Here is an 11,059-nt window from a genome sequence, read left to right as displayed (position 1 = left end):
AAACGGAAATCGATAAACTTCACGTCCTTTTCTTCAATCAACTTGATCACGTCTTTGGGACGGTATCCCATCGTCTTCTCCTCACAAAGCCTCACCGACCTAGACCCCACAGCCACAGCGACAGGGTATCTGTCCCCGCCGGCGGCATAGCCCGTGCGCAAACCTGAGCGGCCAGGTCCACGCAATCCGGCCATCATAGCGTCTCCGTTGGTTGGACTCCAGATCTTTGCCCCGTGCTACACTTCACTGTCAGCTATTTTCTTAAAAAAGTGAGGCATCACCATGGCACATCAGGATATCCTGGAGCGGGCCGCCCAGAGGGCCCGGGCGGCAGGCAAGAAGCACGCCGGCGATTTGACTCCGGAAGAGGCCCATCAGCTGCTGCGCGAGCACCCCAAGGCCAAGCTCGTGGACGTGCGCTCCCATCCCGAACTGGACTTCGCCGGCTTCATCGAGGGCTGCTGCCACGTCCCCTGGCAGCTGTATCCGGGCATGACCGCCAATCCCCACTTTGACGAGGAGATCCGCCGCGTCGCCCAGCCCGATGAGTTTCTACTCCTGCTCTGCCGCACCGGCGGGCGCTCTTTGGCAGCGGCGGAGCACCTGGCGGAACAAGGCTACCAACACTGCTTCAATATTCTCGGAGGGATGGAGGGCAAGCCGGACGCCAGCGGCCAGCGCGGCAAGGTGGAGGGCTGGAAGGCCAGCGGACTGCCCTGGAAGCATAAATAACAGGCAGTACCTATGGGCGGGCCGATCGAGGGATCGGCCGCCGACCCAGCGGGTTCAGTGCTGGCAGCTGGGACAGAACAGAGCGTTGCGCCCCCCCACGCTCAGGGTCTCCAACGCTCCGCCACAGCTTGGGCAGTGCCCATCTTCGCGATGGCGGGTGAGGAAGGTCTTGGGCAGAAGCGGTACCTTGGCCTGGGACCGCAGCGCCCGGTCTATGACTTTGGCAATCTGCTCCAGCAGACCTTCGCGCTCTTCCTCCGAGAGCGTCGGCACGGTCCGGTCCGGTCGCAGACGCGCCTGAAAGAGGATCTCATCGGCCCAGACGGGGCCCAGCCCGGGGAGAAAGGCGTCGTCCAGCAGGACGTTACGCAGGGCACTGCGGCGCCGTGCCAGTGCCTCGCGCAAGTGCTTGCGCGCGCCCTCCGGCAGCAGCAGAGGATCGGGCCCAAGTTTGGTCAGAAAATCCACATCGGAGCTTTCGTCCAGCAGCCGCAGGCGATTGCCCAGCTGGGTGCCCTGCAGGCGTAGCCGCATGTGGGCATTGATCTGGATCTCGAGCTGCGCGCGCGACTCCTCACTGCCCTCGACAGGAGCCGGTGTACCCCGCTCCACCTCTACGCTGAGCTCTCCACCCAGTTGCAGCACCAGGATTTCGCGACCGTCCAGCTCCCAGAAGAGATACTGGCCGTAGCGGTAGAGGTCGGTAATCTCCCGGCCCTTGAGCGCATCCTGGGCGAGGCCCGCACCTTCCTCCTGGACCTCGCCCTTGCCGTTGCGCATCTGCACCAGACCGAGCCGCTTGTGCAGGACGTTGCGCCGCAGCTTCTGCCGGAACAGTTCTATTTCGGGTAATTCTGCCATGGTAACCTCACGTACCGATTCCGGGGCCCAGTGTAGCGCCTGTGTCCCGCTTTCCAAAGTCCGGCGCGTGCAGGGGAGTCGCGCCCGTGCTGCCCTTGGCAGTCCCCACCGGGAAGTCTAGACTGGGACTTCGTCGTACTGCCGAGCAGGAGGCCACATGCCCGACCATCCGCCCACGGAGATCCGGATCGCGGTGGAAACACGCTATATCCCAGAGCAGTCCGATCCCGACGCACAGCATTATGTCTTCGCCTACCAGATCACCATCGACAACCTGGGACCGGAAACCGCACAACTGCTGGATCGCCACTGGGTCATCACCGATGCCGAGGGCAGGATTCAGGAGGTCAAAGGCCCCGGCGTGGTGGGCGAGCAGCCGACCCTGAAGCCCGGCGAACGTTTCCGCTACACCAGCGGCACGGTCCTGCCCACGCCCGTGGGCAGCATGCACGGCAGTTACGGCTGGGTGAGCGCCAGCGGTGAGCGCTTCGAGAGCCCCATTCCGCCCTTTCGCTTGGCCGTCGCTACCGTCTTTCACTGAGCTCGACGCCCGATGAGCCGATCCAGCCTGCGCCGCGCCTACGGAGTCTGGGCACCCATCTACGACGGCGCGGTGAGCGGATTTTCGGCGCCGCTGCGCCGGCAGAGTCTGGCGGAACTGCCGAAAGACGCCCAGCGTATCCTCATCAACGGCATCGGCACGGGTCTCGATCTGCCCTATCTCCCGGCGGGGAAGGATCTGATCGGCACGGATCTCAGCCGGGCGATGCTGCGTCGGGCGCAGAAACGGGGTCACGCCGTCTGGCTGGTGCAAGCCGATGCCGAGGCGCTGCCCTTGGCCGACGGGAGTATCGATCTCGTGATCCTGCACCTGATCCTTGCCGTGGTGCCGGACGCCCGCAAGGCTTTGACAGAAGTAGTGCGCGTGCTGCGCCCGGGCGGCGAGATCCGCCTTCTGGACAAATTTCTGCGCCCCGGTGAACGGGCTTGGCTGCGCCGCGCCATAGCGCCGCTATCCGCCGCCTTGGCAACGCACACGGATCTCGTCTTCGAAGATATTCTGGCGCAGCAGCCGAGCCTTGCGGTCATCAGCGACACACCCGCCGCCCTCGGCGGCTGGTTCCGGCTCATCCGGCTACGCAAAAGCCTGTCCGCCTGAGGGCGGGGCGTCGGCTCAGTTGCCGCTGCGGGCGGCCTTCTTGCGCTCGTTCTCGCTGAGATAGCGCTTACGGATACGGATGGACTGCGGGGTGACCTCCACCAGCTCGTCGTCGGCGATGAATTCCACCGCGGCCTCCAGAGACATGCGGATGGGCGGTGTGAGCAGGATGTTTTCATCCGAACCGGAGGCGCGCATGTTGGTGAGCTTCTTTTCCTTGAGGGGGTTCACCACCAGGTCGTTGTCGCGGCTGTGGATGCCGATGACCATGCCCTCATAGACCTTGTCACCGGGGCCGATGAAAAGACGACCGCGATCCTGCAGGTTGAACAACGCGTAGCCTACGGCCTCGCCCTCCTCCGCCGAGATCAGCACACCATTGATGCGGGCAGGAATGGCGCCCTTCACCGGACCGTATCCGTCAAAGATATGGCTGATGACGCCGGTGCCGGATGTCGCGGTCATGAATTCCGTGTGGAAACCAATGAGTCCGCGGGCTGGGATGCGATACTCCAGACGCACTCGACCACGACCGTCGGGCTGCATGTCCTGCAGCTCGCCGCGCCGGGTACCGAGACGCTCCATGATGGCGCCCTGGTGCTCTTCCTCGACATCGATGGTCAAGGCCTCGTAAGGCTCCTCCCAGACTCCATCCACCTGGCGCTGGATGACTCGCGGCCGCGACACCGCCAGCTCGTAGCCTTCCCGACGCATGTTCTCTACCAGCACCGTCAGGTGCAGTTCGCCGCGTCCCGAGACGAGGAACACGTCGGCGTTGTCGGTATCCTCCACCCTCAGGGCGACGTTGGTCAGGAGCTCCTTGTAAAGCCGCTCGCGCAGCTGCCGGCTGGTGACGAACTTGCCTTCGCGTCCGGCAAAGGGGCTGGTGTTGACCTGAAAGGTCATGTTGAGAGTGGGCTCGTCGATGGGCTTCCAGGGCAGGGCCTCGGGATTCTGCGGATCGGCGATGGTGGCACCGATGGACGGCTCATCGATGCCCGTCACGGCAACGATGTCGCCGGCTACTGCTTCTTCCCAAGGCACCCGTTTGAGGCCGTCGAAACCCAGCACCTGCAGCAGGCGCGCCTTGGTCTGCTTCTGCTCGGGGCCGTGAATCATCACCACATCCTGGCCCGGTCGCATGGTTCCCCGACGAATCCGGCCCACGGCAATGCGCCCGACATAGCTGGAGTAGTCCAGATCGGCAATCTGCATCTGCAAAGGACCGTTGGGATCGCCCACAGGCGGCGCCACCTTCTCCAGAATCAGTTCGAAGAGAGGGCGCATATCGCCTTCGCGGATGCTGTCGTCGTGGCCGGCATAACCCTGCAGGCCGGAGGCGTAGATCACCGGAAAATCCAGCTGCTCTTCCGTCGCCCCGAGACGATCGAAGAGATCCAGGGTGGCGCTGATGACGTAATCGGGGCGGGCGCCGGGGCGGTCGATCTTGTTGATCACAACGATGGGCTTCAGTCCCAGCTCCAGGGCCTTGCGGGTGACGAAGCGGGTCTGCGGCATGGGCCCCTCCACCGCGTCCACCAGCAGCAGCACGCCGTCCACCATGCCCAGCACCCGCTCCACCTCGGCACCGAAATCCGCATGCCCCGGCGTGTCCACGATGTTGATATGGGTGTCGCCCCACTGTACCGCGGTATTCTTCGCCATGATGGTGATGCCGCGCTCCTTTTCCAGGGCATTGCTGTCCATCACCCGCTCCTCCAGCTGTTGATGGGCGGCAAAGGTGCCGGACTGGCGCAGGAGCTGATCGACCAAGGTGGTCTTGCCATGGTCAACGTGGGCGATGATGGCGATGTTACGGATGGAACGCGGCACGAAAGTCCTCACGGTTTCTGTACAGGGGAGAGGCCGGGCATGCGCTCCGGCGACGGGCTCCCTTATAGCGATTTGGTCCCCGAAAAGCAAATGTCCGGCCCGTAGCGTTCATCTCTCGAGCTTCCGAGCATCGGAGGCGGAACCGCCGCGCGCGATCGAGGCGCCCAACACCTCACATTTATCGGGCGACGGCGGGAGCACGGGGAGTCCTCACTGAGCGCACCGATAAAAATACGAGCACATCTTTGGAATAAAGGATCTTCGCGGGGGCACTTGGCTGGGCGTACTAAAAATCAGACAACGCCGACTAGGGAGAATGGTTATGAAGGTGCTACATTTTACACTTGTATCCATGGTTGTAGCCGGCTGTTCCTTGCCGGCATTCGCCAGCGCAAATAACGCCGATACCGGACCGGTGCTCTTCGGCCTGGCGCAGATCACGGCGGCGCAACAGTTCGGCACCGGCGGCCCGGAGGGCTTGGTTTTCGGCGGGCATCGCATACGTCTCGGTGTTTACGGCAACGCCGTTCCCGGCGTCAACTACTTTTTTCAGTATAAGTGGGACGGCCTGTACAACAGCGCCACACCCGGCTTCCCCGCGGGTTCGTCCGAGGGGGTGAGCACGGCCCTGCTGAACTTCCGCATCGTGCCGCAGGCTCAGATCCAGGTCGGAAAATTCATCGTCCCGGTGGGACTGGAGCGCTATCAGTTTGGTGAACGCGGGAACAACCTCTGGTTCATTCAACGCTCGATGAATAACGATTTGTTCCCCAATCGCGACATCGGCGTCATGTTGCATGGAGATGACCTCGGGGTGCCTGGGTTCTCCTACGCACTGGGAATTTTCAACAATGCCTCGACAACTCCAGCCAATGCCTATTCTGCGGCGCACATCAATGCCATCGAGGGTCTCGCCCCCGTCTCTGGGGGCGGCCAGGGTGGCTTTCTGAACGGTTCGGGCAACTACCTCTTTGCCGGCATGCTGAGCTATCGCTTCAGTCCGCTGTTCTCCATCGAACTCAGTGGCGACAGGGCGAATGCACTCGGAACGGTGAAGCATCTCGGGCGCTTTTTTATACCGGAGGCCGCCAGTGAGACGACCTGGAACGTGGGTATCCGAGGCGGCCTGTCCGGAGTGGACTACCTCGCGGAGTACACCCGCAACCAGAACTTCGCAGGGGTTGCTGGGGACGATGTCTCCGATGCCTATGTGGCGCTGAAAGCGAACCTCAGGAAGCTTGGGGTTTTACCCTACGATATCAGCCCCACCTTTCGGTTCGACCACTACGAGATCAACAGCAACCCGAACTGGCAGTACGTTCAGGGCTGGATCGGCGTATCCGGTCAGACGCTGGATAACCTGACGGCAGGTTTCAATTACGATCTGAACCCGAACGATCCATATGCGGCACGTATCCAGGTAAATTATATTTTGCCTATGGGCAATGCCGGTGTTTTCCGTTACAACGTCTCCCATCCACAGAATATCCTGGCCCAGTCCGGTGCGGGCTTCGTGCCTTTTGGAGCGGCAATCTACAACACGCTCGAGGCTCAGCTCCAGGTGGGATTCTGAGACATCAAAATATCTACGGGAGTGTGTAAACATGAAATATAGCGGACAGATATTGGGTATCGTGGCGGCCGTGCTGTGGTCGGTATCCGCCTGCGCCGGCGAGGTCCTTCACGTCTATGGTCCGGGTGGACCCTTTCCGGCCATGCAGGCGACGGCGCAGGCCTTTCACGAGGCGCACCCCGACGTCGAGGTTCAGGTCGTGGCCGGGCCCCTGCCCAAGTGGCGCGAGCAGGCCATGGAGAATGCCGATCTCATCTATTCCGGGTCGGAGAACATGATGACGGACTTCCTCACCGCCATGCCCAAGCTCGTGGACGAAGCCACCATCATTCCCGCCTATCTGCGCCCGGCGGCCATTCTGGTGCATCCCGGCAATCCCCAGAAGATCCATGATTTTGAAGATCTGCTGAAGCCCGGGATATCGGTCATGGTGGTCCAAGGGGCAGGACAGACGGGCCTGTGGGAGGACATCGCCGGAAAAAATGGCAACCTGGACACCATCCGTAAACTGCGTGCCAACATCGTCTACTACGCCCCCAACAGCGCCGATGCCTTGCAGCGCTGGACCGGCAAGGACGCTCCCGATGCCTGGATCATCTACAATATCTGGCAGATCGCCCACCCCAAGGTGGCCGAGATCGTACCCCTCGGACCGCGTCACGTGCTCTATCGGGACATGGATCTGTCCTTGACGCAGCGAGGTAAGGCGAATCCCGTGGCGGCGGAGTTCTATCGTTTCGTGCTGGGCCCACAGGGCAAAGCCATCTTCACGCGCTTTGGCTGGCGGGATTGACACCGTTTTGCAAACTCAGGAGTTCAACCATGCGTAATGCGATTTCTGCTCTCTCTCTGACGGCTTTGCTCGTAGCCACATCCCTTACCCCCGTATTGGCCCAGGCGGATTCCCTGCCGGATGGTCTGCGCGTCGAAAAAACAAAGCTCGGCGAGGTCTACGCCAATGCTGAAGGGAAAACGCTCTACGAGTTCAAGAAAGATGTACCCGGTTCGGGCAAATCCGCCTGTGTCGGCGAGTGTGCCAAGCTCTGGCCACCGCAGTTGCTTTCCTCCGCTACAGCCCCGTCGAAACCCTGGGGGGTGGTGACACGGGCCGACGGCGAGAAACAACTGAGCTACCGTGGCTATCCGCTCTACACCTGGATAGGCGATAAAGCGCCGGGAGAGACCTCGGGTCAGGGCGTCAAAGGCATCTGGCGGGTTGCCAAGGTGCACGGCCCGGAGGCGCCTTGGTGAGGGAGGGGGCCTCATCCCCTGGCCGCCATCGGCGGTCCGTCGCCATGAAGGCGGGGGAGACGGCGTGACCGGGCCCCATCGCGCGCCGTCTCCCGACGCCGAGGGCATCTGGATGGCGCGCTATCGCCCTCGGCTCTTTCGTGTGGCCTGGGCGTGGACGGGCGACTATCATCGCGCCGAGGACCTCAGCCAGGAAACCCTGCTGCGGGCCTGGCCCAAACGCTCGGCTTTACGGGTCGCCGAGGCCGAGTGGGCGTGGCTTTTGACCATCCAGCGTCGGCTGTGGTGGCGCACGGTGGCGGAAACCGCGCGCTTCGCCCCGGAGGACTTGGAAGATACCCTGCCGTATCCCGATTTTGCCCCTATTTCCGACCTGCAGATGGACATACTCCGCGCCCTCAACACCCTGCCTGCCATTCAGCGGGAGGCGGTCAGCCTATTCTACCTGGAGGATCTCAGCTACGCGCAGATTGCCGAGATCCTGGGCGTGCCCGTCGGCACGGTCATGAGCCGCATCAGTCGCGGACGCCAGGCCCTGCGCCAATTTTTTCAACCACGCCCGCTGAGCGGGGATACGCAAAAAAATGTCATCGGATCCTGACGATTTCGAGCAGCGGCTGCGCCAAGCCCTGCGCTCCTTACCCGTACCCGAGGCCGAGCAATCGCCATCCCCAGGCAGGGCACCCCTGGAGGACCCCGGTCGTCGCCGTTTCTTCTTCCGACCCTGGCAGTGGCTGCTGGGAACGGCCCTCGCTGGCGGCGCCGGGGCTGCCGTCTTGGAAGCGGCAGCACTGCTGGAGACCCCGTCCCTGATCGAGGACGCCTTTCGCCATGTCAATGGGGAAGAGGGCCTGCGTGGTCAGCTCATGGCTCACCCCGAGGCCGCGGCCGCGGCGCTCGGTTTTGATCCCACACGCCTTGCCACGGCCACCTGGCAACTGGCCAAGGACTGTCAGGTAGCCACGCTACCCGTGTGGCACTGGAGCTTTTTCATGGAGACGGCAGCCGACGGCAGGATGCCCGGCTGGGCCTGGATTGTGGCGTTCAAAAGCCCCACTGCCCTACCCCCCAGTGGCCAGGCCGGCCATCGCTACTGGCGCAGTGGTCGGGGCAAGGGCGATCACCCCATCCTGCTCCTCAGCCATTCCGAGGAGGCGCTGACCCTGCTGACCCAGGCCTTGCATGCGCAAGGGGCGATTCAGATCCGCAGTTGAGGACTCTCGCCCCGACGGAATAATTGCGCCGTCTCGAGACTCTCTATGACCGAGGGCCTACTGTGGTGGGCCCGCCGACACGAGGAGTCATCGTCATGAAAAAAGCCCTTTTCCACCCCGTCACCGCCGCGATTCTGCTGAGCGTCACCATGCCGGCACTGGCTGCCGATCTCACTCCGGAGACCTTATGGAGGCAGATCCAGACCTTGCAGAAGACCCACGCCATCATGCCCGAAAGTACCCCTTACCAACTCGGTTCGCGCACCGTCGATCCTCTGACCACGGATCTCGCCAACGGTCCGGCCATACGCAGTATTCAGCAGGCCGGTGGTCTGATGAAGGTCCATCGGTACCGCGATGGCAGCCTGCTCGTCAAGGAAAACTACAATCTTCAAAAACAATTGGTAGGAGTCACGGCCATGGTGAAGGTGGCCGGGTTCGATGCCAGCGATCGCAACTGGGTCATGGCTGCCTACAAGCCCTCGGGAGTACCTATTTCCTTTGGCAAGGTCGGCTCCTGCATCGCCTGCCACGCCCTGGTGCGTACGCAGGACTTCGTCTTTGCACCGCCACCCCAACAGCTCCTTCCCGTGGCCACCTGGAAGGCCTTCTTTCCCAAGCAGGAGATGAACCCAAAATACGTGGCTCTGCTGAAAAAATATCCGCAACACGTCGTACCGTAGTGCTCTGAATTCCTGAAAAAGCTCCGAGTACGACCCTTCAGGGTGCGAGGTCGGCCTTAGCAAGCGAGTCTCTCCCGGGTCCCGGGTATCCACAGCCAGAGGGCGGGCGCTTTCCGTCGGACGCTCTTGGCTCAGGAGAAGAGATCCAACTGCTCCGTCGCGGGCGGCGGCTTTTGTTGAGACTTGGGCTTTGCCGCGCGCTTTCTGTCGGCACTTGCGCCGTGACGCCGGAGTACCTGAGCGGCCTGGGCACGCGCCTCGGGCAGACGACGGCGGGCCCAGATCTTTTCCCTCGCGGCGCGCGCGACCTGCTGCTCGGGGACGATGGGCGGCGGATAGTCGGCACTGCCCCACTCCGGCAACCAGCGTCGCACGAACTCCCCGCGCGGATCCTGGTCCGCCCACTGCTTGCTGGGAGAATAGATCCGCAGCGTGTTGATGCCCGTGGTACCGGACTGCATCTGCATCTGGCTCCAGTGGATGCCGGGCTCGAAATCCAGAAACTGCCGAGCGAGAAAAAGACCGGTACCGCGCCAATGCAACCAAAGGTGGTAACTGGCAAAACTCACCAACATGGCCCGCATGCGAAAGTTGATCCAGCCCGTCGCCCGCAGGCAACGCATGCAAGCGTCCACGAAAGGAAAACCGGTCCGCCCCTCGGCCCAGGCCGAGAATCGTTCTTCGTTCCAGTCGTCCTCGCGTAGGCCATCGTAGATGCGAGAAAAATTGTGAAATTCGATATCCGGCTCATCCTCCAGCTTCTGGATGAAGTGGCAGTGCCAGTGCAGACGCGACAGAAATCCGCGAAGGTGCCGCGCCCGCTCCACCGCCTCGACTCCGCCCTGCTCGCGCAACTCGCGCAGGCGCTGACGAGCGCGATGAACCACCTGGCGCATGGAGACGGTGCCGTAGGCCAGGTGCGCGCTGAGACGTGAGCAACCCTGCTCCGCCAGCAGCGGACTGGACAGGGTGTGTAGGTAGCGACTGCCGCGCTCGCTGAGAAAACTCTCAAGGGTCTGCTGTGCCGCCGTCTCGCCCGCCGGTGGTATGGGTCGCGCCCCTGGCCGGTCCAGCGCCCGGAGGGTCGGGATCTCGCCCTGGTCGAGCTCGGCCATCGTACCGGGGAAACGGTCGACCGCAGCCAACAGCGGTTTGGCCATGAACTGCTCCCAGGCCGCCGCCCAGCCGTCGCGCCGGGCGAGGGGTCGGAACACCCCAAACTGGGGCCACTCGCGCCAACGCACCCCCTGCTCGCGGCACCAAGCAGCCACCCGCCGATCCCGAGCATAACTCCAGGCGGCTCCTGTCTCCTGATGGCTGAAGAGTTCCGTAAAGGGATAATCGCGCCGCAATTGCGCCAGGACCGCGGGCATGGCCCCCCGCCGCAGGAGCAGCGGCATACCCCTTGCCGCGAGGGCACGGCGCAGTTCCAGCAGGCTCTGACGGATGAATTCCCAGTGCTGTGGGTCCCACTCCGGCGCCTCCAGCCACTCGTCCTCCAGCACGTAGAGACCGAGCACCGCGCGGCATCGGACCGCCGCAGCCAAGGGGGCGTGGTCCGCGCAGCGGAGGTCACGCTTGAACCACACCACGGCGATGTCCGTCATCAAAGCAGCATGCCACGGGCCGAAAAGCTCCTCAACCCGCCCTGCGCAACCATCAGTATTGACAGACGTACGAGTGCGATATATTTATACGGATATTTCGATACTGGGAGGTACCTGTGCGCTCATCGGTTCTGATTGCCTGTCTC

Annotated in this window: 13 protein-coding genes; 9 read left to right on the top strand and 4 right to left on the bottom strand. The window is 62.8% G+C overall.

The window, feature by feature from the left end:
* The coding region (locus Q0C23_RS00105; RefSeq protein WP_291510347.1) for a hypothetical protein at positions 1-197 on the bottom strand (197 nt) is incomplete at its 3' end.
* Positions 198-282: 85 nt separating this feature from the next.
* On the opposite strand from Q0C23_RS00105, the gene Q0C23_RS00100 reads away from it, so the two are divergent.
* Positions 283-732, top strand: a complete 450-nt coding sequence (locus Q0C23_RS00100) for a rhodanese-like domain-containing protein (RefSeq protein ID WP_291510346.1) — start codon at positions 283-285, stop codon at positions 730-732.
* 54 nt (positions 733-786) lie between these two features.
* Here the strand turns inward: Q0C23_RS00100 and Q0C23_RS00095 are convergent, their stop codons facing one another.
* Entirely contained in the window at positions 787-1,593 is an 807-nt protein-coding gene (locus Q0C23_RS00095) for a DNA-formamidopyrimidine glycosylase family protein (RefSeq protein WP_291510345.1), read from the bottom strand.
* A gap of 157 nt (positions 1,594-1,750) precedes the next feature.
* Here Q0C23_RS00095 and apaG point away from each other — a divergent pair, with 157 nt between their 5' ends.
* Positions 1,751-2,134, top strand: coding sequence for a Co2+/Mg2+ efflux protein ApaG (apaG, locus tag Q0C23_RS00090; RefSeq protein ID WP_291510344.1), 384 nt, complete (start codon positions 1,751-1,753; stop codon positions 2,132-2,134).
* A 12-nt stretch (positions 2,135-2,146) separates the two neighbouring features.
* A complete protein-coding gene (locus Q0C23_RS00085) occupies positions 2,147-2,752 on the top strand; it encodes a class I SAM-dependent methyltransferase (RefSeq protein ID WP_291510343.1) in 606 nt (201 codons plus the stop codon).
* A gap of 15 nt (positions 2,753-2,767) precedes the next feature.
* On the opposite strand, the gene typA is transcribed toward Q0C23_RS00085, so the two are convergent.
* Complete coding sequence (gene typA, locus Q0C23_RS00080) at positions 2,768-4,585, bottom strand: translational GTPase TypA (protein WP_291510342.1); 1,818 nt, start codon at positions 4,583-4,585, stop codon at positions 2,768-2,770.
* A gap of 322 nt (positions 4,586-4,907) precedes the next feature.
* On the opposite strand from typA, the gene Q0C23_RS00075 reads away from it, so the two are divergent.
* The 6 genes from Q0C23_RS00075 to Q0C23_RS00050 all read left to right on the top strand — a co-directional run bounded on the left by Q0C23_RS00075 (position 4,908) and on the right by Q0C23_RS00050 (position 9,306).
* Entirely contained in the window at positions 4,908-6,158 is a 1,251-nt protein-coding gene (locus Q0C23_RS00075) for a porin (protein ID WP_291510341.1), read from the top strand.
* A gap of 31 nt (positions 6,159-6,189) precedes the next feature.
* Positions 6,190-6,951: a substrate-binding domain-containing protein gene (locus tag Q0C23_RS00070; protein ID WP_291510340.1), complete on the top strand. Its 762-nt coding sequence runs from the start codon at positions 6,190-6,192 to the stop codon at positions 6,949-6,951.
* 29 nt (positions 6,952-6,980) lie between these two features.
* The gene (locus Q0C23_RS00065) at positions 6,981-7,409 is read left to right on the top strand and encodes a hypothetical protein (RefSeq protein WP_291510339.1); all 429 of its coding nucleotides are present in this window, start codon (positions 6,981-6,983) and stop codon (positions 7,407-7,409) included.
* Between the two features lie 64 nt (positions 7,410-7,473).
* Entirely contained in the window at positions 7,474-8,010 is a 537-nt protein-coding gene (locus tag Q0C23_RS00060) for an RNA polymerase sigma factor (RefSeq protein WP_291510338.1), read from the top strand.
* Positions 7,994-8,623 (top strand): hypothetical protein, encoded by a 630-nt coding sequence (locus tag Q0C23_RS00055; protein ID WP_291510337.1) that lies wholly within the window; start codon positions 7,994-7,996, stop codon positions 8,621-8,623. Before Q0C23_RS00060 ends, Q0C23_RS00055 begins: the two co-directional genes overlap by 17 nt.
* Before the next feature lie 95 nt (positions 8,624-8,718).
* Positions 8,719-9,306: a cytochrome P460 family protein gene (locus Q0C23_RS00050; RefSeq protein WP_291510336.1), complete on the top strand. Its 588-nt coding sequence runs from the start codon at positions 8,719-8,721 to the stop codon at positions 9,304-9,306.
* 131 nt (positions 9,307-9,437) lie between these two features.
* Here Q0C23_RS00050 and Q0C23_RS00045 read toward each other — a convergent pair whose 3' ends face one another.
* A complete protein-coding gene (locus Q0C23_RS00045) occupies positions 9,438-10,913 on the bottom strand; it encodes an FAD-binding domain-containing protein (protein ID WP_291510335.1) in 1,476 nt (491 codons plus the stop codon).
* Positions 10,914-11,059 lie beyond the last annotated feature (146 nt).

The organism is Acidithiobacillus sp. (genome assembly GCF_023256195.1).
Classification (GTDB): Bacteria; Pseudomonadota; Gammaproteobacteria; order Acidithiobacillales; family Acidithiobacillaceae; genus Acidithiobacillus_A.
This window is presented reverse-complemented; position numbering and strand designations above follow the sequence as displayed.

Bases quoted from the DNA above. Each gene is read 5' to 3' on its own strand.
- Q0C23_RS00100 (WP_291510346.1), top strand. From the start codon at position 283: ATGGCACATCAGGATATCCTGGAGCGGGCCGCCCAGAGGGCCCGGGCG.
- Q0C23_RS00095 (WP_291510345.1), bottom strand. From the start codon at position 1,593: ATGGCAGAATTACCCGAAATAGAACTGTTCCGGCAGAAGCTGCGGCGC.
- apaG (WP_291510344.1), top strand. From the start codon at position 1,751: ATGCCCGACCATCCGCCCACGGAGATCCGGATCGCGGTGGAAACACGC.
- Q0C23_RS00085 (WP_291510343.1), top strand. From the start codon at position 2,147: ATGAGCCGATCCAGCCTGCGCCGCGCCTACGGAGTCTGGGCACCCATC.
- Q0C23_RS00075 (WP_291510341.1), top strand. From the start codon at position 4,908: ATGAAGGTGCTACATTTTACACTTGTATCCATGGTTGTAGCCGGCTGT.
- Q0C23_RS00070 (WP_291510340.1), top strand. From the start codon at position 6,190: ATGAAATATAGCGGACAGATATTGGGTATCGTGGCGGCCGTGCTGTGG.
- Q0C23_RS00065 (WP_291510339.1), top strand. From the start codon at position 6,981: ATGCGTAATGCGATTTCTGCTCTCTCTCTGACGGCTTTGCTCGTAGCC.
- Q0C23_RS00055 (WP_291510337.1), top strand. From the start codon at position 7,994: ATGTCATCGGATCCTGACGATTTCGAGCAGCGGCTGCGCCAAGCCCTG.
- Q0C23_RS00050 (WP_291510336.1), top strand. From the start codon at position 8,719: ATGAAAAAAGCCCTTTTCCACCCCGTCACCGCCGCGATTCTGCTGAGC.
- Q0C23_RS00045 (WP_291510335.1), bottom strand. From the start codon at position 10,913: ATGACGGACATCGCCGTGGTGTGGTTCAAGCGTGACCTCCGCTGCGCG.